At 67.1% G+C, this 24,619-nt stretch carries 20 protein-coding genes; 13 read left to right on the forward strand and 7 right to left on the reverse strand.

All coding sequences use genetic code 11. The annotated features are described in order from the left end of the window. Positions 1-15: 15 nt before the first annotated feature. Both OLX23_RS04975 and OLX23_RS04980 read right to left on the reverse strand, forming a co-directional pair. The gene (locus OLX23_RS04975; RefSeq protein WP_319641293.1) at positions 16-522 is read right to left on the reverse strand and encodes an STM3941 family protein; all 507 of its coding nucleotides are present in this window, start codon (positions 520-522) and stop codon (positions 16-18) included. Then, the gene (locus tag OLX23_RS04980) at positions 522-2,843 is read right to left on the reverse strand and encodes a patatin-like protein (RefSeq protein WP_264443461.1); all 2,322 of its coding nucleotides are present in this window, start codon (positions 2,841-2,843) and stop codon (positions 522-524) included. Before OLX23_RS04980 ends, OLX23_RS04975 begins: the two co-directional genes overlap by 1 nt. 95 nt (positions 2,844-2,938) lie before the next feature. Here OLX23_RS04980 and radA point away from each other — a divergent pair, with 95 nt between their 5' ends. The 7 genes from radA to OLX23_RS05015 all read left to right on the forward strand — a co-directional run bounded on the left by radA (position 2,939) and on the right by OLX23_RS05015 (position 10,285). Beyond that, on the forward strand, positions 2,939-4,306 hold the full coding sequence (radA, locus tag OLX23_RS04985) for a DNA repair protein RadA (RefSeq protein ID WP_264443462.1): 1,368 nt from the start codon (positions 2,939-2,941) through the stop codon (positions 4,304-4,306). Between the two features lie 12 nt (positions 4,307-4,318). Then, positions 4,319-4,867 (forward strand): CvpA family protein, encoded by a 549-nt coding sequence (locus tag OLX23_RS04990; RefSeq protein ID WP_264443463.1) that lies wholly within the window; start codon positions 4,319-4,321, stop codon positions 4,865-4,867. Further along, on the forward strand, positions 4,867-5,286 hold the full coding sequence (locus OLX23_RS04995) for an iron-sulfur cluster assembly scaffold protein (protein ID WP_264443465.1): 420 nt from the start codon (positions 4,867-4,869) through the stop codon (positions 5,284-5,286). The genes OLX23_RS04990 and OLX23_RS04995 overlap by 1 nt, the downstream gene beginning before the upstream one ends. A gap of 43 nt (positions 5,287-5,329) precedes the next feature. Then, positions 5,330-6,976 (forward strand): MFS transporter, encoded by a 1,647-nt coding sequence (locus tag OLX23_RS05000; protein WP_264443466.1) that lies wholly within the window; start codon positions 5,330-5,332, stop codon positions 6,974-6,976. After that, positions 6,963-8,009 (forward strand): alanine racemase, encoded by a 1,047-nt coding sequence (gene alr, locus OLX23_RS05005; RefSeq protein ID WP_264443467.1) that lies wholly within the window; start codon positions 6,963-6,965, stop codon positions 8,007-8,009. The genes OLX23_RS05000 and alr overlap by 14 nt, the downstream gene beginning before the upstream one ends. Positions 8,010-8,108: 99 nt before the next feature. Next, on the forward strand, positions 8,109-8,672 hold the full coding sequence (gene phaR, locus OLX23_RS05010; RefSeq protein WP_264443469.1) for a polyhydroxyalkanoate synthesis repressor PhaR: 564 nt from the start codon (positions 8,109-8,111) through the stop codon (positions 8,670-8,672). Between the two features lie 62 nt (positions 8,673-8,734). Then, complete coding sequence (locus OLX23_RS05015; protein ID WP_264443470.1) at positions 8,735-10,285, forward strand: proline--tRNA ligase; 1,551 nt, start codon at positions 8,735-8,737, stop codon at positions 10,283-10,285. Positions 10,286-10,423: 138 nt separating this feature from the next. Here the strand turns inward: OLX23_RS05015 and OLX23_RS05020 are convergent, their stop codons facing one another. Next, entirely contained in the window at positions 10,424-12,448 is a 2,025-nt protein-coding gene (locus OLX23_RS05020) for a M3 family metallopeptidase (RefSeq protein ID WP_264443471.1), read from the reverse strand. Positions 12,449-12,603: 155 nt separating this feature from the next. Between OLX23_RS05020 and rnr the strand changes: the two genes are divergently transcribed. Further along, positions 12,604-14,883 (forward strand): ribonuclease R, encoded by a 2,280-nt coding sequence (gene rnr / locus OLX23_RS05025; protein WP_264443472.1) that lies wholly within the window; start codon positions 12,604-12,606, stop codon positions 14,881-14,883. 181 nt (positions 14,884-15,064) lie between these two features. On the opposite strand, the gene OLX23_RS05030 is transcribed toward rnr, so the two are convergent. Continuing rightward, the gene (locus tag OLX23_RS05030) at positions 15,065-15,517 is read right to left on the reverse strand and encodes a universal stress protein (protein ID WP_264443473.1); all 453 of its coding nucleotides are present in this window, start codon (positions 15,515-15,517) and stop codon (positions 15,065-15,067) included. Between the two features lie 117 nt (positions 15,518-15,634). On the opposite strand from OLX23_RS05030, the gene OLX23_RS05035 reads away from it, so the two are divergent. Genes OLX23_RS05035 through lpdA form a run of 3 tightly spaced genes read left to right on the forward strand, consistent with a single transcriptional unit; the run spans position 15,635 to position 18,803 of the window. After that, a complete protein-coding gene (locus tag OLX23_RS05035) occupies positions 15,635-16,993 on the forward strand; it encodes a pyruvate dehydrogenase complex dihydrolipoamide acetyltransferase (RefSeq protein WP_264443474.1) in 1,359 nt (452 codons plus the stop codon). A gap of 45 nt (positions 16,994-17,038) precedes the next feature. Next, a complete protein-coding gene (locus OLX23_RS05040; protein ID WP_264443739.1) occupies positions 17,039-17,377 on the forward strand; it encodes an acyl-CoA thioesterase in 339 nt (112 codons plus the stop codon). 4 nt (positions 17,378-17,381) lie between these two features. Continuing rightward, complete coding sequence (lpdA, locus tag OLX23_RS05045) at positions 17,382-18,803, forward strand: dihydrolipoyl dehydrogenase (protein ID WP_264443476.1); 1,422 nt, start codon at positions 17,382-17,384, stop codon at positions 18,801-18,803. A gap of 48 nt (positions 18,804-18,851) precedes the next feature. Here the strand turns inward: lpdA and OLX23_RS05050 are convergent, their stop codons facing one another. The 3 genes from OLX23_RS05050 to OLX23_RS05060 form a co-directional block, all read right to left on the reverse strand. Beyond that, positions 18,852-19,181 carry a PilZ domain-containing protein gene (locus tag OLX23_RS05050; RefSeq protein WP_264443478.1) on the reverse strand — a complete coding sequence of 110 codons (330 nt, stop codon included), beginning with the start codon at positions 19,179-19,181 and terminating at the stop codon, positions 18,852-18,854. Between the two features lie 63 nt (positions 19,182-19,244). Further along, entirely contained in the window at positions 19,245-19,820 is a 576-nt protein-coding gene (locus OLX23_RS05055) for an alpha-ketoglutarate-dependent dioxygenase AlkB (RefSeq protein ID WP_264443480.1), read from the reverse strand. A 57-nt stretch (positions 19,821-19,877) separates the two neighbouring features. After that, positions 19,878-20,960, reverse strand: coding sequence for an ecdysteroid 22-kinase family protein (locus OLX23_RS05060; protein WP_264443481.1), 1,083 nt, complete (start codon positions 20,958-20,960; stop codon positions 19,878-19,880). Between the two features lie 191 nt (positions 20,961-21,151). On the opposite strand from OLX23_RS05060, the gene OLX23_RS25805 reads away from it, so the two are divergent. Both OLX23_RS25805 and OLX23_RS05070 read left to right on the forward strand, forming a co-directional pair. Further along, complete coding sequence (locus OLX23_RS25805) at positions 21,152-21,859, forward strand: glycine zipper 2TM domain-containing protein (protein ID WP_413629774.1); 708 nt, start codon at positions 21,152-21,154, stop codon at positions 21,857-21,859. A gap of 258 nt (positions 21,860-22,117) precedes the next feature. After that, entirely contained in the window at positions 22,118-24,610 is a 2,493-nt protein-coding gene (locus tag OLX23_RS05070; protein WP_264443482.1) for an ATP-binding protein, read from the forward strand. The last annotated feature ends 9 nt before the right edge of the window (positions 24,611-24,619 follow it).

Consider the following 24,619-nt stretch of genomic DNA (forward strand, 5'->3'; position numbering starts at 1 on the left):
AGCATCTGCTCAGGGTTATTTCGATGCGAAATGCGCGATCGCAGCCATGGCCTCGTCATGGCTGCGATCGGTCGCCGAAGTCGTCAGCGCCACGTCTCCACCCGTTAGTCCGCGATTGGCCTTGGCCAGCATTCCGGAAATACCCTTGCCGGGGAACATCGCCGGTTCGCGCAGATGCAGAATGATCGAGCGCTGGCCGCGAAAGCTCCACTCGCTCACGCGCTCTATCTGCGACCAGGGGATCGTCTGATCGGACCAGCGTACCCAGCGGATGCCCGTCGGGCCGATGCGCATCTCCTCACCGGTATCGAACAGCCGCCTGAGCCCGACCAAACCGCAAAGCCCGAAAAACAGGATAGAGGCCCAGCCGATCGCCGAAGCAACCGACGCCGGATAGCGCGCGGTTTCAGGCTGCGCGCCAAACGCACCGATCATCCATAGGCCAAGCACCACGAAGACCGCGGAACCGAGCACGAGCAAGACCATCCGCCAGGGCGACGACCGCGCGACGAATTCCGGCATCACGAACCTCCCATCACTTCCGCGCGTATCCCGCGCACCAACCCAGGATCGGCGCAGAGCCGGCCTTCCTCCTCGTCGAGAATTGCGAGGAAGGCTTCGCGCTTGAAGGCCTGCATTTCCTCGGCCGAGAGGGTCGCATTGTCGGGCAGTGACGAGACCATCAAGTCGATCATCCGCTCGGCCCCGTGGAGCCGCCCCCACAGATAGTCGTTCTCGCGATAGGCACGGCTGAAGAAGGCACCGAAGTTGTAGAACTCGACCCCGCGCAGAGTCGCCTGGGTCCCACCCGCACGGATCGAACGCGCGTCGTCGGGCGATATGCGATCGACCTTGACCGGATCGAACTCGGTCAGGCCTTCGCCGCGCAACAGGGGCAGGGTGACCGTGTCGTAGAACGGATAGCCGAGATAGGCGAGCAACATGCGGCGGCGCAGCGGCGCGGGCATGTCGGCCATGGCCGTGGCCAGCATCGCATCGACGAGTTGGTCGGTCTCGGCCAGGCGGCGGCTCTCGGCGATCCCCGCGAGCACGGCCCCCGGATCCTGGAACACGCGTTCGGCCAGCTTGGGGAAGTCGGGACCGAGACAGTTCGAACTCTCGCGATCGAAATAGAGCGACAGCGCGTTGTAGACCGCCTCGCGCGCCTTCTCGCGCGCGTCTTCGCCCACTTCGCCGCCTTCTCCGTCCCAGTCCTGCGTCAGCCGGCGCGCAAGCAGCCGCAGTCGGCGGATGCGAAACGGCAGGTCGTGATCACTGAAGAAGGCGATCGCCTCCTTGGTCGCGCCGCCCTTGAGATCAGAGATGCGATCGAGCCCGTGCGCCGCGAGATAACTGGTCAGGTGGTTGGCAATCGGCTCGCGCGAGGGCAGCGAGAGCCCGCGCGCCGCCTCGCAGATGATCTCTGCCAGCATGTCGACCACGCCAGCGAACTTGACCTGGGCATAGCCGTGATAGGCGAAGCCCGCCTGCTCGGCGGCCGCCTGCTGCGCCTTGCCACGCCAATTCGACAACCGTTTCACCGTCGGCCGATCGAGGAACAGGGTGCGGCCGAACAGCTTGTCGACCGTCGCCTCGACCTCGGGCCGCAGCGCCGAAACGATCGAGCGCAGGTGCGCGCGCTCGCTCGATTGCCGTGCGATCTCCTCGAGGTTGTCGCGCACCGGCTGTTCGCGCGGGATCGAGGAAAGCGAGCCGAAGATCACCGAGAACCAGCCCGGCGGCTTGGGATCGCCGCGATCGAGCCCGCCGATGCGATCGGGCCGCGGATCGATGTAGACGAAGCGCCGATCGACCTCGCGCTGCGCCGGACGATCGCGCAGCACGCCCATGGCATCGGCGAAAGGTGCGTTGACCAGCACCGAACCGTCGATCAGCGACACGCCATCGGCAACGCCGCGGCGCGCATGTTCGGGCATGATCCGCTCGACGAAGGCCTCGCGTGTCGGCCAGCCGATCTCGCGCTCGCGGGCGAGGCTGTCGATCTCGGACAATTGCAGGGCGGGGAAGGCGCCGGGGAAGCTCGCCGTCGCGCGCGCGGCGAAGACCAGTTCAGGCACAGGCGCGAGTTGGCCGCCGGGGTGTGCGGGAGTCGCGGCGCGGAAGCCGATTGACAGGCGATGCTCGCTCTCCTGCACCAGCGGCGGACTGTTGAGCCGCAGCACTTCCATGTGCCCCTTGAAGTCGGTCGCGGTGACGAAGAGGTCGAGCGGATGCCCGACGGGGAGCAACGGCGGTCCGGTCTCGTTGTCTTGCATCGCTTCGAGCGCCTCGGCGATCAGCCGCGCGAAACCGAGCCCGCCGAACGGCGGCTCGAACCAGCGCGAGCGGATCAGGCGCGACAGCTTGCCGCGCACTTCGGCGCGCGTCTCGGGGGCGACGCTTTCGGACACGACGTTACCCGGCCGCCGCAGCATCCAGCCGACCAGCGGCAGCGCCCACATCTTGGCGAAGCGCCAACCGGGCCGCGCATCGGGATCGAGCAGCACGTCGACGTCCGCACGTTCGAGCCAGAGATGGGTCAGCGGCTCGAGCGACTGGCCCGAATGGATCGCCTGGGCAAGGAACACGCCGTTGAGCCCACCGGCACTGGCCCCGGCGATGACGTCGTTCATCACGCGCAGGCGAAGGCCATGCTGCGCCTCCATGTGCTGCAGCAAACGCCGATAGACGTGTTCGACACCAGAGAGCCGGCCCGTGCCGTCGCAGAAGGCCTGGCTGGCGCGCGCGACTTTCCACAGCTCCTTGGTGACGCCGTGCATGTAGACCGCAAGGCTGACGCCGCCATAGCAGACGAGCGCGATGCGGAGTTCCTTCTGGCGCATGGGCCTCCCCGTTCTTGCACGAGAGATGGCACGGGCGAGGGGGACTGCCAAGTCCGCCCCTTGCGTTCCCCATACGTTCCCGATAAGCCGCGCGCATGGCCAAACCGAAACGTCGTTACGTCTGCCAGGCTTGCGGCTCCGTCTCCCAGCGCTGGCAGGGCCAATGCCCCGACTGCGCCGAATGGAACACGCTCGTCGAAGACGCGCCCGCAACGGTCTTCTCGGCCAAGCACGACCTGTCCTCGGGCGGCCGCGCGATCCGCTTCGAGCCGCTCGACGCGCCGAACGAGAAGCTGCAGCGCCGCACCACCGGCCTGGCCGAGCTCGACCGCGCGCTGGGTGGGGGCCTGGTCCCGGGCTCGGCGATCCTGATGGGCGGCGATCCCGGCATCGGCAAGTCCACCCTGCTGATGCAGGCCGCGGGCAAGATCGCGCTCAGCGGCGGATCGGTGGTCTACATCAGCGGCGAGGAGGCGGCAGGCCAGGTACGCATGCGGGCCGAGCGCATGGGGCTGGCCAAGGCGCCGGTGCAACTCGCTTCGGCCACTTCGGTGCGCGACATCCTGACCACCTTGGGCGGCATGGAACCGCCGACCCTGCTGGTGATCGATTCGATCCAGACGATGCATTCGGACCAGATCGAGGGCGCGCCCGGCACGGTCAGCCAGGTGCGCGGCTGCGCCTTCGAGCTGATCCGCTTCGCAAAGGAGAGCGGCACCGCGCTGGTCCTGGTCGGCCACGTCACCAAGGACGGCAACATCGCCGGCCCGCGCGTGCTCGAGCACATGGTCGACGTGGTTATGAGCTTCGAGGGCGAGCGCAGCCACCAGTACCGCATCCTGCGCAGCCTCAAGAACCGCTTCGGCCCCGTCGACGAGATCGGCGTCTTCGCCATGCAGGGGCAGGGGCTCGAGGAAGTGGGCAACCCGTCGATGCTGTTCCTCTCGGGCCGCGAGAACCCGGTGCCCGGCTCGGCGGTGTTTCCGGCGATGGAAGGGACGCGGCCGGTGCTGGTCGAGATCCAGGCGCTGATCGTGCGGCTGCAGAGCGGCGCGACGCCGCGGCGCGCCGTGGTCGGCTGGGATTCGGGCCGCCTCGCCATGCTGCTCGCCGTGCTCGAGGCGCGCTGCGGGCTGAACTTCTCCTCGGCCGAGGTCTATCTCAATGTCGCGGGCGGCTATCGCCTGTCCGATCCCGGCGCCGACCTTGCCGTGGCCGCCGCGCTGATCTCGGCGCTGGGCGACCGGGCTCTGCCGAGCCATGCCGTCTGGTTCGGCGAAGTCTCGCTCGCCGGCGAGGTGCGTCCCGTCGCCCATTCAGGCATTCGTCAGCGCGAGGCGGCCAAGCTCGGTTTCCATCGCGCCTTCGGTCCGCCCGGCGGCGCCCAGCCTGAGGTCGACACGCGCTATGCCGAAATTGCGCTGCTCCCGAATGTCGTTGACCGGATTCTGTCCGACGCTTAGGTACCGGCGCGCATGACGGGCTTCGATATCGCTGTTTTGTTGCTTGTCGGCGTAGGGGCGGTGACCGGTTTCTTGCGCGGCTTCGTGCAGGAAATGCTCGCACTCTTCGCCTGGATCTTCGCGCTCTTCGCGATCCACTTCCTGCACACGCCGCTGAGCCACGCGCTGACGCCGACGATCGGCACCGGCTCGGGTGCGACCGTGCTGGCCTTCGCGCTGCTGCTGCTGGTGCCCTATGCCGTGGTCAAGCTCGTGGCCAACTGGCTCGGCGCCAAGAGCCGCAATTCGCTGCTCGGGCCGATCGACCGCGTGCTCGGTTTCGGCTTCGGCGGACTCAAGGGCCTGATCATCGTCGTCCTCGCCTTCTCGGTGCTCGTGCTCGGCTACGACACCGTCTGGGGCGTCGGCGGCCGGCCCGACTGGATCACTCAGGCGCGCTCCTATCGCTTCGTCAACGCGAGCAGCGAGGCGCTGGTCAAGATGATCTCCGAGCGCCGCAATGCCGCATCCGAAGCCGCCGCCAAGGAAGAGGCGGCCAAGGAAGACGCCGAGAAGGGCTGATGGCGACCGCCGCGCTCTACACACCCGAGGTCCTGGGCCTGGCGACGGGTCTGGCCGCCTATCCCTGGGACGATGCCCTGCCGCTCAAGGCCGATGCCCGCTCGAAGAGCTGCGGCAGCACGATCGCGCTGGCGCTCGCGCTCGACGCCGAGGGGCGGATCGCCAGGATCGCGCTGCGCTCGCAGGCCTGCGCGATCGGCCAGGCCGCCGCGGCGATCTTCGCCGAGGCCGCGAGCGGCCGCGACGCCCGCGACATCGCCCGCGCCGACGATGCCATCACCGCCTGGCTCGCGGGCGAGGGCGGTCTGCCCGACTGGCCCGGCCTGGCCGCCATCGCCGCCGCACGCGACTACCCCGCCCGCCACGGCGCCATCCGCCTTGCCTGGCAGGCCGCACGGCAACTGCTTCCCACGGACTGATTGCCTCGCTAGAGGTTTGCGCGAGGGAATGCGGGAGATTTGAATGTCGGGGGGAAGTGCAACCGTGAACGCCAGTCAGACACATGCGGAGCCAAGCGCTTCGGACATCCGCCTGGTCATCGCCGCCTCCTCGGCCGGCACGGTGTTCGAATGGTACGACTTCTTCATCTACGGCACGCTCGCCGCGATCATCGGCAAGACCTTCTTTCCTTCGGGCAATGCGACGCTCGAGACGCTGCTCGTCTGGGCGGGCTTCGCCGTCGGCTTCGGCTTCCGCCCGCTCGGCGCGGTGCTGTTCGGCTTCCTCGGCGACCGTCTCGGCCGCAAGTATACCTTCTTGGTGACCGTGACCCTGATGGGCGTCGCCACGGCCGGCGTCGGCCTGATCCCCTCGGCCGCGAGCATCGGCATTGCCGCGCCGATCATCATCATCCTGCTGCGCGTGCTCCAGGGCCTCGCGCTCGGCGGCGAATACGGCGGCGCCGCGATCTACGTCGCCGAACACTCGCCGCCCGAACGCCGCGGCTATTTCACCAGCTATATCCAAGCCTCAGTGGTTGGTGGCTTCGTGCTCAGCCTGATCGTCGTGCTCGGCTGCAAGGCGCTGATGAGCGCCGAAACCTGGGCCGAATGGGGCTGGCGCCTGCCGTTCCTGCTGTCGATCGCGCTGCTTGCGATCTCGCTGTGGATGCGCATGAAGCTGTCAGAGAGCCCCGTGTTCAAGGCGATGCAGGAACAGGGCGAACTCGCCGGCAATCCTTTCGTCGAGAGCTTCACCTATCCGGGCAACAAGAAGCGCATCTTCATCGCGCTGTTCGGCATCGCCGCTGGTCTGACCGTGATCTGGTACACGGCGATGTTCTCCGCGCTGAGCTTCCTCAAGGGGCCGATGCGCGTGGAGGAACTGACCGCCGAGATCATCATCGGAGCCGGCGCCGCGATCGGCATGGTGTTCTTCGTGATCTTCGGCAAGCTGTCCGACCGGATCGGCCGCAAGAAGCCGATCGTCATCGGCTACCTGCTGACCCTGCTGGCGCTGTTCCCCACTTATTGGATCATGGGCAATGCCGCCAATCCCAGCCTGGCCGCTGCGGCCGAGCGCAGCCCGGTCGTGATCCAGGGCCCGGACTGCCACTATGCGCTGTTCGATGCCGAGCAGAAGAGCGACTGCGGCAAGCTGCTGTCGGACCTGACCGGCCTCGGCGTCAGCTATGAGCGCGCCGATGCCGCGCAGCTCTCGGCGACGGTGGGCGGCACGCCGCTGGCGCTCGACAGCTATCCCTGGGCAGACAAGGTCGCGCGCGGCAAGCAGCTCCAGGCCTGGCTGGGCGAGGCCGGCTACGACTTCACCAAGGTCCAGCCCTCGGCCGGCCAGATCGCCACGATCCTCGCCGCACTCTTGCTGCTGATGGCGCTTTCGGGCGCGACCTATGGCCCCGTCGCGGCGCTGCTGTCGGAGATGTTCCCGCCGCGCATCCGCTATTCGTCGATGTCGATCCCTTACCACATCGGCACCGGTTATTTCGGCGGCTTCCTGCCGCTCATCGCCACCTCGATCTCGGCGCTCGCCGGCAATGCCTATGCCGGCCTCTGGTACACCTGGGGCGTCGTGGCAGTGGCTTTCGTGGTGGCGCTTTGGGGCCTCCCCAGCGGACCGCCGCGTGATTATGGTGACGATGCTTCTGCCTGAACTGCCCCCGGCGGCCCTCCGCCTCGCTATCGACCGTGATGCGCTCGCCGCCAACTGGCGCATGCTCGATGCCATGTCGGGCCAGGCCAGCGCGGGCGCCGCGGTCAAGGCCAATGCCTATGGCCTCGGCGTGGCCGCAGTCGTGCCCGTGCTGCGCGACGCGGGCTGCGCGCAGTTCTTCGTTGCACACTGGAGCGAGGTCGCCGCGGTTGCGCAGCATGTTTCCGCCGGTGCGATATCGGTGCTGCACGGCCCGCTGACCGCGGCCGACGCTGCCTATGCCAAGGCGCTCGGCGTCAAGCCGGTGATCAACTCGCTGCCGCAGGCGCAGCGCTGGCGCGAAGCTGGCGGAGGGCTCTGCGACCTCATGGTCGATACCGGCATGAACCGGCTGGGCTTGCCGATGAGCGAACTCGGCGATCCCGCGATCGCTGGGCTCGAGATCGACCTGTTGCTCTCGCACCTCGCCTCGGCCGACGAGGACGCAGCGCTCAACACCGTCCAACTCGCACGCTGGGAAGAGGCGCGGCGCGCGGTCGCGCACCGCCGCGCCAGCCTGGCCAACAGCGCCGGCATCGCGCTCGGCGCGGCCTATCACGGCGACCTGACGCGCCCCGGCCTGGCGCTCTACGGCGGCATCCCGCGCGCCGAGTTCGAAGGCCGGATCGCACAGGTCGCGCGGCCCGCGGCGGCGATCCTGCAAGTCCGCGAGGTCGCCGCGGGCGAGGGGCTCGGCTACAACACCACCTTCCATGCACCGGCGCCGATGCGCGTGGGCACGATCGCGCTCGGCTATGCCGACGGCTACCTGCGCTGCTGGTCCGGCAAAGGCGTCATGCTGTCGCAGGGCCGGCGCCTCGCCGTGCTCGGCCGGGTATCGATGGACATGACAATCATCGACCTCTCCGCTGCGCCCGATCTGCGCGAAGGCGACTGGGTCGAGGCCGAATACGAGCCCGTTGCCGCAGCGGCGCAAAGCGGGCTTTCGCAGTACGAGCTGTTCACCCTGCTGGGCGCGCGTTTCGGCCGCTAAACTTTTCTCGTTTCTGAACTTTGCTGCGCAGCAAGACATGTTGCATTGCCGTTGCTGCAAATGCTAACATGCCTAACGAACTATAAGCGGGATCAGGCAATGGCTGAAGCGGCAGAGAAGTCCGGCGATACCGTCATCATCAAGAAGTACGCGAACCGGCGTCTCTACAACACGCGTTCGTCGAGCTACATCACGCTCGAACACCTCGCTAAGATGACCCGCGACAATGTCGACTACAAGGTGCTCGACGCCAAGACCGGCACCGACATTACGCACCAGATCCTGACCCAGATCATCATGGAAGAGGAAAGCTCGGGCGAGCAGATGCTGCCTGTCTCCTTCCTGCGCCAGCTGATCTCGATGTACGGCAACTCGATGCAGTCGCTGATCCCGCACTATCTCGAAGCCTCGATGGAGAACTTCCGCGCCAATCAGGCGAAGCTCCACAAGGCCTTCGAGGACAGCCTCGGCAACAACCCGCTCGCGCGGCTGGCCGAGCAGAACATGGCGATGTTCAAGGCCGCCGCCGCCGCCTTCATGCCCGGCGCCGACAAGGGCGAGACTACACCGCCGCCTGCGCCGCCCGCCGCCAACGACGAACTCGCGGCGCTGCGCGAGCAGATGGCCGAGATCCAGAAGAAGCTCGACGGGCTGGGGCGCTAAGACGACGTCCCATCGGGACGCGGTGTCTTTCGCCGCCGCGCCGATCCCGCTAACAGGCGCGCATGAATCAGCCCGCCAAGATCAAGCACGCACTCAACACCACCCGCGAAGGCGACTTCGCCCAGTGGTACCAGGAAGTCATTGCCGAAGCCGAGATGGCCGAGGAGAGCGGCGTGCGCGGCTGCATGGTCATCAAGCCGTGGGGCTACGGCATCTGGGAACGCATCCAGAAGCTGATGGACGAGCAGATCAAGGCCGCCGGGGTCGAGAACTGCTATTTCCCGCTGTTCATTCCGCTCAGCTACTTCGCCAAGGAAGCCGAGCACGTCGAGGGCTTCGCCAAGGAAATGGCGGTCGTCACGCATCACCGCCTGATCGGTGACGGCAAGGGCGGGCTCGTGCCCGATCCCGAGGCCAAGCTCGAAGAACCGCTGATCGTCCGCCCGACCTCGGAAACCGTGATCGGCGCGGCCATGGCGCGCTGGGTGCAGTCGTGGCGCGACCTGCCGCTGCTGACCAACCAGTGGGCCAACGTCGTGCGTTGGGAAATGCGCACGCGCATGTTCCTGCGCACCAGCGAATTCCTCTGGCAGGAGGGCCACACCGCCCACGCCGATCGCGACGACGCGATGGAAGAGACCTTGCGCGCGCTCGAGATGTACCGCGCCTTCGCCGAAGGCCCGCTGGCCATGCCCGTGGTCGCCGGCGAGAAGCCCGAGAACGAGCGCTTCCCCGGTGCTGTCGCAACCTATTCGATCGAAGCCATGATGCAGGACGGCAAGGCGCTCCAGGCGGGCACCTCGCACTATCTCGGCACGGGCTTCGCCGAGGCGGCGGGCATCCAGTATCAGAACAAGGAAGGCCAGCAGGCGCACTGCCACACGACCTCTTGGGGCGTGTCGACGCGCATGATCGGCGGCGTCATCATGACCCACGGCGACGACGACGGCCTGCGCGTGCCGCCGCAGATCGCGCCGCAGCAGATCGTCATCCTGCCGATGCTGCGCGACAATGACGAGGACGAGGCGCTGCTCGCCTATTGCGAGGACCTGCGCAAGGCGCTGGTCAAGCTCTCGGCGCTGGGCGAGCCCGTGCGCGTGCTGCTCGACAAGCGGCCGGGCAAGGCCACGCAGAAGCGCTGGGCCTGGGTCAAGAAGGGCGTGCCGCTGATCCTCGAGATCGGCGGGCGCGATGCCGCCGGCGGCCAGGTCTCGGTTCTGCGCCGCGACCGCCTGTGGCGCGAGGATGCCAAGCCCAACTTCGTCGGCCAGGCCAAGGACGAATTCGTCGCAAAGGCCGCGGCCGAGCTCGAAGACATCCAGACCTCGCTCCACGCCGAAGCCACGGCGCGCCGCGACGCGCAGATCGTGCGCGGCATCGACAGCCTCGAGGGGCTGGCCAAGGTCTATGCCGACGACCAGAAGTTCCCCGGCTGGGTCGAACTCGGCTGGTCGCGCCCGACGGGCGCTGCGCTCGAGGCGGTGGTGACCAAGCTCAAGGCGCTCAAGCTGACGATCCGCAACACGCCGATGGATGCGGCCAAGCCGACGGGCACCTGCCCGTTCACCGGCGAGCCTGCGGTCGAGACGATCTACGTCGCGCGGGCTTATTGAGGACGCTCCGTCATCCCCGCGAAAGCGGGGACCTCTATCGGTTTATTCCGACGTCGCGGAGACACACCGGCCAAAGGCCCCCGCTTTCGCGGGGGTGACGGAAGAAGAGGCGGAGCGCTGAGGCTCCGCCCACTTCGCTTACTTGTCCTTCGCCATCTCCGCCCGATAGGCGTCGAGGCTGATCGGTCGCTCCAGGAAGCTCTGGACCAGCTCCGCTGCGGGCTTGGTGCCGCCCGGTTCGAGCACCATCTTGCGATAGCGCTGCGCCGTCGCCGCATCGCGCAGGCCCTTGGTCTCGAACCGCGTGAACATGTCGTCGGCGATCACCTTCGACCAGCGATAGGTGTAGTAGAACGCCGAGTAGCCGTTGAGATGGCCGAAGGCGTCCTGCATCTGCGACCATTCGGGGAAGGGGTTGAGATCATAGGCCGCCGCCAGCTCGCGCGTGCGCGCGCCGACGTCGGCGGGGGCGGTGCCCTGGTGCAGCTTCAGCGAGATGTTCGACAGGCCCAGCTGGCGCAGGTCGCCCATGCCCTGGTCGAAATAGCGCGCCTTGTTCATCTTCTCGACCAGCGCCTGCGGGATTGTCTCGCCCTTGGCGTTGACCGCGAAGCCCTTGAGCGTGTCGTAGTCGTAGACCCATTCCTCGAGCATCTGCGAGGGCGCCTCGACGAAGTCCCATTCGGTGGCAACGCCGCTCTGGCCGGCCCAGCGCGGGGTCTGGCCGCCGAAGATGTGGTGGATCAGGTGGCCGAACTCGTGGAGGAAGGTCTCGACGTCGCGGTGTTCCATCAGGCCGGTGGTGTGGTCGCCCGCGGGCATGTTCATTACCAGCGCGGCGACGGGGACCATGCGCCCGGCCAGGCCATTGCGCAGCGGCACGGCATTGGCGTGGTTGTACTTGCCCGGACGCGGATGACTGTCGAAATAGAAGCGGCCGATGACCTTGCCACCATCGAGCATCTCGTAGGCCTCGACCTGCGGATCCCAGGTCGCGGTCTTCCACGGCCGGATCTGGACGCCGAACAGGTCCTGCGTCAGCTTGAGGATACCGTCGCGGACGTTGTCATAGGCGAAATACTGGCGCGCCTCCTGGCGGTCATAGGCATAGTCGCGCTTCTGCACCTGCTGCGCCAGGATCGCGTTGTCCCAGAACTCGAAGGTCTTGGCACCGGGGTGTTCGCCCTGATGGAAGGCCAGCTTGCGCGCATAGTCGCGCTCGCCCGCGGGGCGCGCGGCCGTGTTCATCTCGGTCAGCAGGTTCTCGATCTTCGCCGGCGTGTCGAGCATCTTGTTCTCGACCGCGAGCGTCGCATAGTCCTTGCGGCCGAGCAGCGTCGCCAGCTCCTGGCGCGCGTTGAGCAGGTCCTTGAGCACCGCATCGTTCGCCGGATAGGCGCGCGTGTTGTAGGCCCGCGACAGACGCTCGCGCAGCGCGGCGCTCTTGGCATAGGTCATGACCGGGGTGTAGTCGGGCGTGTCGGTCGAGATCACGACCTTGCCGTCGGCACCGGGCTTGTGCCGGGCGATGTAGTCCGCGGGCAGGCCGTCGAGCTCGGCCGGATCGGCGGTCACGGTCTTGCGGCCATCGGCGATGTTCTTGTCGAACTGGGTGCCGAGCTCGGCGATCTTGTCTTGCAGCGCCTGTGCCTTGGCGCGCTGCGCGTCGGGCAGGCCGACGCCGGCACGCTCGAAGTCGCCGAGCGTGCGCTTGAGATAATATTGCGTGGCGGCATCGGCGCTGGCCGCCGGGATCGCCTTGAGGCGCTCGTAGATCGGGCGCGACAGCGACAGCTTGCTCGCTTCCGACGAGATGCGCACTTCGCAAGCGCCGCCCGCCGCCCGCCGCGCGTCGTCGGCCATGACCTCGCGGTAGAGCGTGAATTCGCCACCGGCCGATCCCAGGATGTTGCCGATGTCGTCGAAGCGGCGCAGGGTGCCGTCGACCGTGGCCGGTCCCGTTTCGGCCGCCAGTTCGGCCTGGCGGCGCTGGATCTCGGCGATCATGTCGTCGCAGCGCTTGGTGATCGCCGCCGCGTCGGCCGGCGTGGCGAAGATGTCGGCGCCGAGGAACGTGTCGACGTTCGTTTTGGATGCCGCAGCCTGGGCCGTACCGGCCAGCATCGTGGCCGCCAGCAGGCCGGCGGTGACGAGGGTTTTCATGGGGTTATGCCTCCGGGACTATGTTCTGGCCCGTGCTTACGGAGATGTCAGCAGCCGCGCAATTGCCGCTCGTCGATCCCACCGATCGTTCGTCGATCCGGTCTTGCCGCCATTCTTACGTTGTCATCCCCGCGCTAAGTCGCCACATCCGCGCGATGCCCGCAAAATCCAAGCCGCAGCCTGGCCTTCCCAGCCGCCAGCAGATCCTCGATTTCATCGCCCAGTCCGAAGAACCGGCGGGCAAGCGCGAGATTGGGAAATACTTCGGGCTCAAGGGGCAGGAGAAGATCCAGCTCAAATCGCTGCTCAAGGACATGGCCGACGAAGGCCTGATCGACGGCAAGCGCACCGCCTTTCACCGCTTGGGCGGCCTGCCGAGAGTCACCGTGCTACGCGTGGTCGATACCGAGGACGGCCAGCCGATCGCTATCCCCGATTCCTGGCAGCCCGATGACGCCACCCCGCCGCCGCGGCTGCGCGTGATCGAGCCCAAGGGCAAGCTGCGCGCACATGGCCCGGCGCTGCGCAAGGGTGATCGCGTGCTGGCACGGACCGAGGAGGTTGGCAACGGCTGGCTCGCCCATCCGATGAAGAAGCTGCCGGCTTCCGAAGAGCAGTTGCTCGGCGTCGTCGAGCTCGACGGCGCGGGCAAGCCCTGGCTGGCGCCGGTCGACAAGCGCGTGCGCAACGCCGTGCAGATTTCCGATCTCGGCGGTGCCGAAAAGGGCCAGCTCGTGCTGGCCGAGCCCGCCGGCCGATCCCCACGCGCCGGCGTCAAGGTCACCGAAGTGCTCGGCGATCCGCTGGCGCCGCGATCGTTCAGCCTCATCGCCATCCACAAGCACGGCATCCCCAACGTCTTTACCGACGAAGTGCTCAAGGAAGCCGAGACCGCCGCGAAGCTGCCGCTGTCGCAGGACAAGCGCGAGGACCTGCGCCATCTGCCGATCGTCGCGATCGACCCCAGCGACGCGCGCGACCACGATGACGCGATCTGGGCCGAGCCGGACGGGAAGGGCGGGTTCAACGCGCTCGTCGCGATCGCCGACGTCTCGTTCTACGTCCGCCCCGGCGGCTCGCTCGATCGCGAGGCGCGCAAGCGCGGCAACTCGTGCTACTTCCCCGACCGCGTCGTGCCGATGCTGCCCGAAGTGCTCTCGGCCGACGTCTGCTCGCTGCGCGCGGGCGAGGACCGGGCGGCCATGGCCTGCCACCTGTCGATCGACTCCGAGGGCAAGATCAAGGATTGGCGCTTCACCCGCGCGATCGTCCGCATCGCCGAAGTCATCGCCTATGAAGAGGCCCAGCGCCGCATCGACGAGAACGAAGCCGGCGATAACCTCAAGAACCTTTGGTCCGCCTGGGGCGCGCTGACCAGGGCGCGCAAGGAGCGCGATCCGCTCGCGCTCGACATGCCCGAACGCCGCGTCATGCTCGACGAGAAAGGGCGCATCGCCGAGATCCGCCTGCGCGAGGCGCTCGACGCGCACCGCGTGGTCGAGGACTTCATGATCGCTGCCAACGTCGCCGCAGCCAAGGCGCTCGAAAGCAAGGTCGCGCCCGTCGTCTACCGCCTACACGAGCCGCCGACGCGCGAGAAGCTGGTCGCGCTCAAGGACTACCTGTCGACCTTCGACAAGAAGCTGGCGCTCGGCCAGGTCATCACGCCGAGCCTGTTCAACCGCCTGCTCAAGGACGTGGCCGACGAGGCCGAGAAGGCGCTGATCATGGAAGCCGTGCTGCGCAGCCAGACCCAGGCCTATTATGGCCCGAAGAACCTCGGCCACTTCGGCCTGTCGCTGGGCTCCTACGCGCACTTCACCTCGCCGATCCGGCGCTATGCCGACCTGCTGGTGCACCGCGCGCTGGTCGATGCCTTCGGGCTCGAACAGCCGACACCCAAAAGCGACATTCCGCCGACCTCGGGCCTATCGGACCGTGACCGCTCCGATCTCGTGCGCGTCTCCGAAGCGATCAGCGCCGCCGAACGCCGCGCGATGGAGGCCGAGCGCGAGACGATCGACCGCTACGTCGCCGCTTGGCTATCGGCCCGCGTCGGCGAGGTGTTCGAGACGCGGATCACCGGCGTGCAGAAGTTCGGCTTCTTCGCGACGATCATCGGCCTCGGCGGCGACGGGCTAGTGCCGGTCTCGACCCTGGGCGACGAGCGCTTCCATTACGACGAGAAGGCACAGGTCCTGGTCGGCGAGGAGAGCCGCACGACCTATGCCATGGGCAACCGCCTGCGGCTGCGACTGGCCGAGGCCAATCCGCTGACCGGCGCGCTCAAATTCGAGTTGGAGGAGGGCGGCTCGGCCCCGATCGAGCCGCGGGGACGTCGCTCGGCACCGCCGCCCAAGCGCAAGGGCGGCTTCATCGTCGGCCCGCGTGGTCGGCCGGCGAACATCCGGCACCAGGGGCGCAAGCGGAAGTAGGGGCGGGGGCGCAGGCCACCCTCACCGCTGCGACTAACCTCACTGCGTTCGGTAAGTCTCGCTCCTCTCCCGCCAGCGGGAGAGGGGGTTAGGTACCGCCCCCTTCTCCCGCTGGCGGGAGAAGGATAGCGCAGCTTGCCCGCACCGCGGGCTAGCGAAGCTTGGATGAGGGTGGCGCCCCTCAACTGACCCGATCGATGTCCTCGGCATTCAGCGAACCCGGAATCACGAACATCGGGCAGGGCAGGTGCGAGAGGTGGCTGGTGAAGTGCTGGACCAGCGGCCCGGGGCTGCCGTCCTTGGCCGCGCCGAGCACCAATGCCGACACCTCGGGATGCTCGGCCAGATAGTCGCGCACGACCTTCTCGGCCTCGCCCTGGATCACCGAGATCACCGGCATGCGCCCGCTTTCCGACAGCAGGCTGCCCGCGGCGGAACTTGCCAGCGCCTCGGCGCGCGAGCGTGCTTCCTCCTCGATCGTCGCCTGGACGCCGGCGAAGGCGTTGAACGGCTGCGGCGCGACCACGGCGACCAGATGCACGGTGCCGTCGGTCTTGGCCGCGCGGCGCGAGGCGAAGCGCAGCGCGCTCAGCGCTTCTTCGCTCTCATCGATCACCACCAGGTAGACGCGCATTCTAATAGCCCCCGCTGGTTCTCGATATCCGCCATAGCGACGATCTGTGCAAGGTCCTTGCCCTGTCCTGGCATTTTGGCCAAGGACGGGACACAGCATCGCCGAGGACCTCCCCACATGCCCATCGAGATCAAGATGCCCGCGCTTTCGCCGACCATGGAGGCCGGCAAGCTGGCCAAGTGGCTGGTCAAGGAAGGCGACGCGGTCCAGGCCGGCGACATCCTCGCCGAAATCGAGACCGACAAGGCAACGATGGAATTCGAAGCGGTCGACGAAGGCAAGATCGCCGCGATCACCGTGGCCGAGGGCACCGACGGCGTGAAGGTCGGCACGGTCATCGCCACGCTCGCGGGCGAGGACGAAGACGCTGCGCCGGCCAAGGCGGAAAAGCCTGCCGAAGAGAAGAAGCCCGAAGCGGCGCAGCCCAAGGCCGCCGCCGAAGAACCCAAGGCTACGGCCGAGCCCGAAGCGCCGAAGGCCGAAGCCAAGCCCGTATCCACCACATCGCAGACCCAGGAGGGACGTATCCTCGCATCGCCACTCGCCAAGCGCCTCGCCGCCGAAAAGGGCGTCGATCTTTCCGGCCTGACCGGCTCCGGTCCGCACGGCCGCATCGTCAAGGCCGACATCGAAGGCGCCAAGGCCGGCACCGCGAAACCGGCGAACGACCAGGCCGCCTCGCCTGCCGCTGCCAGTGCCCCCGCGGCGACGCCGGCTCCGGCCGCCGCCGACAAGCCGGCCTCGGTCGATATGGCCCCCGAGACGCGCAAGCTGCTCGACGACCGCATCCCGCACAGCGTCGAGAAGCTCTCGGGCATGCGCAAGACGATCGCCAAGCGCCTGACCGAATCGATGCAGCAGGCGCCGCACATCTACCTCACGGTCGACATCCAGCTCGACAAGCTGATGGCCCTGCGCGCTGAGCTCAACGACGCGCTCAAGAGCCAGAACGTCAAGCTCTCGGTCAACGACATGCTGATCAAGGCGCTGGGCAAGGCGCTGATCGTCGTGCCCGAGTGCAACGTGACCTTCGCCGGCAACGAGCTGATCCGCTATTCGCGCGCCGACATCTCGGTCGCCGTGTCGATCCCCGGCGGCCTGATCACCCCGATCGTCCAGGATGCCGACGGCCGCAGCCTGTCCTCGATCGCCACGGCGACCAAGGACCTGGCCGAGCGCGCCAAGTCGGGCAAGCTGCTGCCCAGCGAGTACCAGGGCGGCACCGCCTCGATCTCCAACATGGGCATGATGGGGATCAAGCAGTTCACCGCGGTGATCAACCCGCCGCAGTCGACGATCCTCGCGATCGGCGCGGGCGAGCAGCGCCCCTACGTGATCGACGGCGCGCTCGGCGTCGCCACGGTCATGTCGGCCACCGGCTCGTTCGACCATCGTGCGGTCGACGGCGCCGACGGCGCACGCCTGATGGCCGCCTTCAAGGAATTCGTCGAGAAGCCGCTGGGGATGCTGGCCTAAGTGGCCGAAGCGCCCACCACGGAGCCCGTCATCCGCGTTTCGGCCATGCCGGCCGACGCCAATGCCTATGGCGACATTTTCGGCGGCTGGCTGATGAGCCTTATGGACAGTGGCGCCGGGCTCATCGCCGCACGATATTCGCACGGGCGCGCGGTGACGGTGGCGATGGACGGCATGCAGTTCCACGCCCCGGTCAAGGTGGGCGACGAAGTTTCGGTCTACGGCAAGCTGGCCAAGGTCGGCCGCACGTCGATGGCCATCCAGATCGAGGCCTGGCGGCGCGACCGTCACCAGGAAGAGAGCATCAAGGTGACCGAGGCGGTCTTCACCTTCGTCGCGATCGACGAAGCGGGGAAACCCAGAGCGGTCAAACAGGAGAAGTAGCAACGTGTCCGATCAGTATGACGTCATCGTCCTCGGTTCCGGCCCCGGTGGCTATGTCGCGGCGATCCGCGCGGCGCAGCTGGGTCTGAAGACCGCGATCGTCGAGCGCGAACTGCTCGGCGGCATCTGTCTCAACTGGGGCTGCATCCCGACCAAGGCGCTGCTGCGCTCGGCCGAGGTGTTCCACAACATGAAGCACGCCAAGGACTTCGGCCTGGCAGCGGAGAACATCAGCGCCGACCTCGAGGCGATCGTCAAGCGCTCGCGCGGGGTCGCGGCCCAGCTCAACAAGGGCGTCACCGGGCTGATGAAGAAGAACAAGATCGACGTGCACATGGGCACGGGCAAGATCACCGGTGCCGGCAAGCTGTCGGTCGAGACCGACGGCAAGACCACCGAGCTTTCGGCCAAGCACATCATCGTCGCCACCGGCGCGCGCGCGCGCGAACTGCCCAAGAAGACGGGCAAGGCCGACGGCAAGCGCATCTGGACCTATCGCCACGCGATGACCCCGCCCGAGAAGCCGACGAAGCTGCTCGTGGTCGGCTCGGGCGCGATCGGCATCGAGTTCGCCAGCTTCTATAACGACATCGGCGTCGACGTGACCGTCATCGAGATGATGGACCGCGTGGTGCCGGTCGAGGACGCCGACGTCTCGGCCTTCCTCGAGAAGCAGCTCAAGAAGCAGGGCATCAAGATCCTGACCTCGGCCAAGCTCGAGGACATCCAGCCGGGCGCCGACGCGGTCGCGGTCAAGATCAAGGACAAGGACGGCAAGGTCTCCGACGAGAGCTTCAGCCACGTCATCGCCGCGATCGGCATCGTCCCCAACATCGAGAACATCGGCCTCGAAGACGTGGGCGTCGAGCCCGACGAGCGCTTCAACATCAAGACCGACCCCTACGGCCGCACCAACGTCAAGGGCATCTGGGCGATCGGCGACGTCACCGCCGGTCCGTGGCTGGCGCACAAGGCGAGCCACGAGGGCGTCACCGCCGCCGAGGCGATCGCGCAGGAGCTGGGCAACAAGGACGTGCACCCGCACGCGCTCGACCGTCGCAACATCCCGGGTTGCACCTATTGCCACCCGCAGATCGCCAGCGTCGGCCTGACCGAGGCCAAGGCCAAGGAAGCCGGCTACGAGGTCAAGGTCGGCACCTTCCCGTTCATCGGCAACGGCAAGGCGATCGCGCTCGGCGAGCAGGAGGGCTTCGTCAAGACGGTGTTCGACGGCAAGACCGGCGAACTGCTCGGCGCGCACATGATCGGCGCCGAAGTGACCGAACTGATCCAGGGCTACGTCGTCGGCAAGACGCTCGAGACCACCGAGGCCGAGCTGATCCAGACGGTGTTCCCGCACCCGACGCTCAGCGAGATGATGCACGAGTCGGTGCTCGCCGCCTACGGCCGCGTCATCCACATGTAAGGTGAAAGCCCTCTCCGTTCGCGGGGAGGGCTATTCGCTCCGCTCAGCTTAGCGGGGCGCGATGCGGCACTGCCGCACGATGTGCTCGAACACGGCAACGTGAAGCTGGCTGGTGAACTCGCAGCCGACGGTCTCGTCCTGCAGCCAGCGGATTTCCGCATTCAGCATTTCCAGGCCAGGGATACGGATGCGCAGCGGCGTACCCCGCTTGGCGCCGGGCAAGGCCGCGATCCGGAAACCGGCCTGCGAGATGTCGTCGAGCTGGACGCGGGTCCAGGCCCGCGAGCCCAGGCGGACTTCGCAGGACAGGCTGACTTCGGCACGCTCCGCGAAAGCGCGCGTGCAACCGAGATCGGACGATATGGACTCGTACTTCACCGCTGGACTCCCTGCTTCCTCGATAGGCGCCGGAGGTTTCGAAGCGGTTAGCGCAAAGCAGAACTAGATCGCATTCGGACAGGTCTCGAGCCGGCGCAGTCCTTCCGCCGAGAGGCTGCGGAAGGTGATCGAATGGCGGGTGTCGCGCATCGGCGGCAGTGCGTGCCGCCAGACGTGGCGCGCCTCGCCGGCAAGCAGATAGATCGACCGCGGCGGCAGGACGACCGCAAGCTCCTCGCCGCTGTCGGGATGACTGAACAGCATCGTCGCCGGAGCGCCGAGCGAGACGCCGACGACATGCTCCCATACCGGCTTGTCGCAATGCGGCTGGATCACCGCGCCGGGTGCGTAGCGGTTGAGCAGGCATTCGGCGAGATCGTCGCTGACCAGACCTGCGAAGGTCGCGGCGGTCTCGGCCAGAGCACGAAACCCCTCGGGCATGGCTACGCAGCGCACGAAGCCGTCGTTCGCGAAATCGTACTTCCAACCGAACGAGGCGCTCGCGCGCGGGTTACCGGGATCATAGGCCGAGCATGTCAGATCGGCCGCCTCGATCAGCGCGACGAGTGTGGCTTCCTCTGCGGGCGAGATCACCTCGTACGCCAGCTTCAGCCCCGGCGGCAGTCCGGTCGACGACATCACGCCTCTCCTGTGTTTGGCAGCAGGGTGCGCGCGGGCCGCGACCGGGACAAGTCCCTAGAGCGCGGCGACCATTCCGATCGTGTCGTGATCGAGCATGGCCTGGCTCATCCGCGCGGTGTTCGCGGTGTTGACCGTCTCGGGCTGGTACTTCGATTCGGTCGTCATCCAGATGAAGTGACCGTAGACGAGGAACACCCCGTACTGGTGCATCGCCTCGTCGAAGCTCGGCGGGGTCACGCCGTTGGCGGCGAGCGCGTCGAGGTAGTGCCGCACCAGCGCGCCCTCCCAGTTGCGCCGGTCGGCGAGGTCGATCGAGGCCGAGATGTGATAGGACACCTCGAGCATCGCCGGGCCGGTGCTGGCGAGCGTGTCGAGGAAGCCCGGCGTGCCGTCGGTATCGATGTAGAGATTGCCCAGGTGGATGTCGCCGTGGAGCACGCAGTGCGGCATGGTCTTGCTGAAGGCGACGGTCTTGCGCCAGGCCTCGAGCATCCAGCCGTGATCCTTGAAGCGCTCGGCAACGGCAACGCCGCGCGGCAGGCCGAGGAACCGTGCCCAGTTCGCGGGCGAAGCCTTGTCGTCGAAGAAGCCCTGCATGACCTCGAAGAAATCGACGAGGTCGTCCCATTTGCCCCCGGGCTTGATCGCGGCGCTGTCCCAGGTCTTGGCATGGAAGGCGGCGAGCAGGGCCAGCCGCTGTGCGACCTGCTCGTGGCTCTGCGGCCGGGTAGCATGGCACCACTCGACGCCCTTGGCGACGAGGTCCTCCATGATGATGATGCCCTGGCGCGCTTCGGGATCGAAGTCGGCGAAGAAGCAGCGCGGGTGGGGCAGGGGCACTTCGGGATAGATGTCGCGATAGCCACGCACCTCGCGCAGGTGCATGTGATCGAGCTTGCGCGCGTGTTCCTCGAACCCGCCCTTGACGATGATCAGTTCGGGAATGCCGGCGGCGACCGCGGCCGCGTCGCGGTCGAGCCGCAGGCGGATCTTCGAGCAAGTAGTGAAAATAGTGTCGACCACCTCGGCGCCGGTGATCGTCACCCCCGGTGTGCGCTGACGCAGCGCCGCGGTCAACCATTCGGCGGTCACCCCTTCGACCGTGACGGGCAGGGGGAAGTAGCTGGCGGCGGACATAGCCTCTCCTCGGATCCGTGTCGCGCGCGATCCTATGGACAGGCGCGTCCGAGCGCTAAGGCGATCCTTGGAACAGGCGTGGCGGGCGTTCTCGCTAACGTGTCGCCAGCCTGTCGAAGCGATTCAGGCCGACGCAACAATGAGGAGCGCAGGACGTTGCTTCGATCACAAATGACCGAAGGAGATGAATGATGCCTCGGACAACGAAGACGGTCGCAAGCTTTCTCGCGCTCGCGCTACTCGGGACCACGCCGGTCCTCGCGCAGGCCAGCTGGCAGAACAACCAGTCCTCCTGGCAGAACCGCGGGGGCTGGGACCGCGATGCCTTCTGGCGCGATGCGCCAAGCGACACGCGCCAGCGCGTCGAATTCCTCCAGCAGCGCATCGATGCCGGCGTGCGCGACGGATCGCTGACGCGCAACGAGGCCCGCGATCTCGATCGCCGGCTCGACACGATCCGCCGCGACGCGCGTCGCGGTTCGCTGAGCGCGTCGCGCCGCGACAGCCTGCAGGCGCGAATGGACGATCTGAGCCGGCAGATTCGCTGGCAGCGCCGCGATGGCGACGACCGCTACGGCAACCGCGACGGCTACAACGACGACCGCTATCGCACCGACTACGACGCCTCGCGCTATTACCGCGACGATCCGCGCTACACCGAGCGTTCGCTGTCGTACAACGACGAGGTCTATCGCGGGTCCGACGGACGCTATTACTGCAAGCGCAGCGACGGCACGACCGGCCTGATCGTCGGCGCGATCGGCGGCGGCGTGCTCGGCAACGTCATCGACGGCGGGCGCAACCGCGTCGGTGGCACCCTGATCGGCGGTGCGCTGGGCGCGCTGCTGGGCCGCACGGTCGAGCAGAACAGCGCCAACAGCAACGTGCGCTGCCGCTAACCAACGCTCGGCAGAAACCCGAAGGCCGGCATCCCGCGATGCCGGCCTTTTTCGTTTGGTCGCATCGCTTTAGCGAATCCTATTGACCAAATCCCCAGCTTCCCGTTCAATCGTGATGCAACTGGGGAGGGGCAATATGGCTGGTATGCCATGGCTTGCGATCGAGCGATTGCGCTGGCGGCGCAGTTCGAGGCCGCCCACGACCGTCTTGCTGCGGGGGAGGTGAGGCACGGCCGATGCCGCTGATCGCAGTCCTTCATGACTAAAGCCGCGCGCCAGATCGCAGCGGCCCTCCTGCTGGGCCTGGCGACCTTCGCCGCCGTTACCGCCACTATTGCCAATATCGGTCCGCATTCGTTTCCCGTCGGCTTCTGGGTGGCCAACGGCATTCCGCTGGCCGTGCTCCTGCGGACTTCGCGCAAGCGTTGGCCGCTGCTGATCGCCGGGGCCGTGGTGGGGGATTTCGTAGCGGGCCTCTTGTTCCGCCAGCCGGGCTTCGTGCTGAACATGGCCGCCTGCATCAGCAACGTCGCCCAGTACGGCTTCATCGCCCTGGTGCTGCGCGCACGCTTCGGCGCATACTTCAATCTACTCCATGCACGGCAGGTCCGCTGGCTGCTGATGCTGAGCGTACCCGCGACCCTGCTCAAAGGCCTGATCCAGACGATCGCAGCCGCCGCTAGCGGTCACCGCGCGGCGACGCTCGAAATCCCGCTCATCTGGTTCCTGTCGTGCCTGCTCGGGCTTTTCGTCCTGTCGCTCCCGCTCCTCGCGATCGCAAGCCCGCAACAGCAGCAACGCATGCGTTTCGACACGCTCGGCGCCGCGATCGTCGGCTTCATCGTCGTGCTGGGCTTTATCATCTATGGCCCACCCGCTTTCACGGCGCTGTACCTGATCATGCCGCCGCTGATGCTGCTGGCCTGGCGCTATGGTCTGTTTGCCGCCGGCCTCGGCGCGCTGGTGAACAACGTTCTGGGATCGGTGCTCGCGATCACGACCAGCGGCATCACCGTGCGGCTGATGGCGGCGGGCTACGACAACACCAGCATCGGCGTCTATCTGGGGCTGTTCTACAACGCCGCGATCCTGATCAGCCTGCCCGTCGCGGTCGCACGCGTGCAGCAGAAGAACACCGAGAGCGAACTCGCCGCCGCACTCAGCGCGGCCGAGCGCCGGGCCGCGCAATTGGCCGACAGCGAAGCCGCGATCCGCCGGAGCCAGACGATTCTCGAACAGTCGGAGCAGCGCTTCCGCACGATCTTCGAACGCGCACCACTCGGCATCGCCCTGGTCGATCCCGAGACGAACCGTTTTCTCGACGTCAATCCGAACTTCGTCGAGATCGCCGGCTGGAAACGCGAGGACATCCTCAAGGAAACCTGGCGGGACATCACCGATCCGCGAACGCTGGTGGAAGAGGCCGACAAGGCCCAGGCGCTGATCAGCGGCGAGGTGCCGACCTTCCAGATCGAGAAGTCCTATCCGCGCACCGACGGAAGTACCGTCTGGGTGAACCTGGCGGTGACCTACATTACCATCCCGGGTAGCGACAGCGGCCGCCTGCTCGTGATGATCGAGGACATCAGCGAGCGAAAAGCGTTCCAGCAGCAGTTGCACGCCGTCCAGCGGCTCGAAGCCGTGGGCCAGCTCACCGGTGGTATCGCACACGACTTCAACAACCTGCTCACCGTGGTCATTGGCAGCAGCGAGGCCTTGGCCGACGAACTCGATGACCCGGAACAGCGCGAACTGGCACGGCTGATCCTCGACACCGCCGAGCGCGCGGGCGAACTCACGCGCGGTCTCCTGGCCTTTGCCCGGCGCCAGCCGCTTTCGCCGACGGCATTCGAAGTGAATCGGCTGCTCGACAACTGCGAGCCGCTGATCCGTCGGACTCTCGGCCCCAATCTCGACTTCAAGATCGAAAGTGCGCCGGACGCCGGCACGATCTTCGCCGATCGCAGCCAGACCGAAGCCGCGGTAATCAACCTCTGTCTCAACGCCCGCGACGCAATGCCCGACGGCGGCCGGCTCACCGTGACCACGGGAAGGACGGTGCTCGACGAGGAGTTCGTGCGCACCCATTCGGGCGCGCGCATCGGCGATTTCGTGGTCATCTGCGTGAGCGACACGGGAACCGGCATCGCGCCCGAGGTGCTCGACCGCATCTTCGAGCCGTTCTTCACCACCAAGGAATCGGGCCGCGGCACCGGGCTGGGCCTGAGCATGGTCTACGGCTTCGTCCAGCAGTCGCACGGGTATATCGACGTCGAGACACGCGAGGGCGAGGGGACCACCTTCTCGCTCTATCTGCCGGTCGCGCATACCAGGGCCGCGGCCGAGGATCCGACCGCACCCGACGCCATCCGCGGCGGCGCCGAAACGATTCTCGTCGTCGAGGACGACGGCATTGTCCGCCGACACGTCTGCAACCAGCTTCGCGGGCTTGGCTATGACGTCATGGAAGCCGAAGAAGGCGCCGGCGCCCTGGCGATCCTCGAAGGCCGGCCGGACGTCTCGCTGCTGTTCACTGACGTCATGATGCCGGGCGGGATGAACGGGCTCGAACTCGCCGAAAGAGCGCGCGTCCTGCAGCCCCAGCTGCGCATCCTGTTCTCCTCGGGCTATTCGGACGAGGTGCTGAACCAGACCGGGCACGAGATCGATCACACCACGCTCCTGCCCAAGCCCTATTCGCGGCGCGACCTGGCCGAGAAGATCCGTGAAGCCATCGACAAGACCGTCTGATTTTCGGTC

Origin of the sequence: Novosphingobium sp. JCM 18896 (genome assembly GCF_025938095.1) — a bacterium.
Lineage (GTDB): Bacteria > Pseudomonadota > Alphaproteobacteria > Sphingomonadales > Sphingomonadaceae > Novosphingobium.

Excerpts from the sequence above, each read along its gene's own strand:
- OLX23_RS04980 (WP_264443461.1), bottom strand. The coding sequence starts at position 2,843 with ATGCGCCAGAAGGAACTCCGCATCGCGCTCGTCTGCTATGGCGGCGTC.
- OLX23_RS25805 (WP_413629774.1), top strand. The coding sequence starts at position 21,152 with ATGCCTCGGACAACGAAGACGGTCGCAAGCTTTCTCGCGCTCGCGCTA.
- OLX23_RS05055 (WP_264443480.1), bottom strand. The coding sequence starts at position 19,820 with ATGTCGTCGACCGGACTGCCGCCGGGGCTGAAGCTGGCGTACGAGGTG.
- OLX23_RS05030 (WP_264443473.1), bottom strand. The coding sequence starts at position 15,517 with ATGCGCGTCTACCTGGTGGTGATCGATGAGAGCGAAGAAGCGCTGAGC.
- OLX23_RS04975 (WP_319641293.1), bottom strand. The coding sequence starts at position 522 with ATGCCGGAATTCGTCGCGCGGTCGTCGCCCTGGCGGATGGTCTTGCTC.
- phaR (WP_264443469.1), top strand. The coding sequence starts at position 8,109 with ATGGCTGAAGCGGCAGAGAAGTCCGGCGATACCGTCATCATCAAGAAG.
- OLX23_RS05070 (WP_264443482.1), top strand. The coding sequence starts at position 22,118 with ATGACTAAAGCCGCGCGCCAGATCGCAGCGGCCCTCCTGCTGGGCCTG.
- alr (WP_264443467.1), top strand. The coding sequence starts at position 6,963 with ATGCTTCTGCCTGAACTGCCCCCGGCGGCCCTCCGCCTCGCTATCGAC.
- OLX23_RS05000 (WP_264443466.1), top strand. The coding sequence starts at position 5,330 with ATGTCGGGGGGAAGTGCAACCGTGAACGCCAGTCAGACACATGCGGAG.
- OLX23_RS05060 (WP_264443481.1), bottom strand. The coding sequence starts at position 20,960 with ATGTCCGCCGCCAGCTACTTCCCCCTGCCCGTCACGGTCGAAGGGGTG.
- OLX23_RS05035 (WP_264443474.1), top strand. The coding sequence starts at position 15,635 with ATGCCCATCGAGATCAAGATGCCCGCGCTTTCGCCGACCATGGAGGCC.
- OLX23_RS05015 (WP_264443470.1), top strand. The coding sequence starts at position 8,735 with ATGAATCAGCCCGCCAAGATCAAGCACGCACTCAACACCACCCGCGAA.
- rnr (WP_264443472.1), top strand. The coding sequence starts at position 12,604 with ATGCCCGCAAAATCCAAGCCGCAGCCTGGCCTTCCCAGCCGCCAGCAG.
- OLX23_RS05020 (WP_264443471.1), bottom strand. The coding sequence starts at position 12,448 with ATGAAAACCCTCGTCACCGCCGGCCTGCTGGCGGCCACGATGCTGGCC.
- OLX23_RS04990 (WP_264443463.1), top strand. The coding sequence starts at position 4,319 with ATGACGGGCTTCGATATCGCTGTTTTGTTGCTTGTCGGCGTAGGGGCG.
- OLX23_RS04995 (WP_264443465.1), top strand. The coding sequence starts at position 4,867 with ATGGCGACCGCCGCGCTCTACACACCCGAGGTCCTGGGCCTGGCGACG.
- radA (WP_264443462.1), top strand. The coding sequence starts at position 2,939 with ATGGCCAAACCGAAACGTCGTTACGTCTGCCAGGCTTGCGGCTCCGTC.
- OLX23_RS05040 (WP_264443739.1), top strand. The coding sequence starts at position 17,039 with ATGCCGGCCGACGCCAATGCCTATGGCGACATTTTCGGCGGCTGGCTG.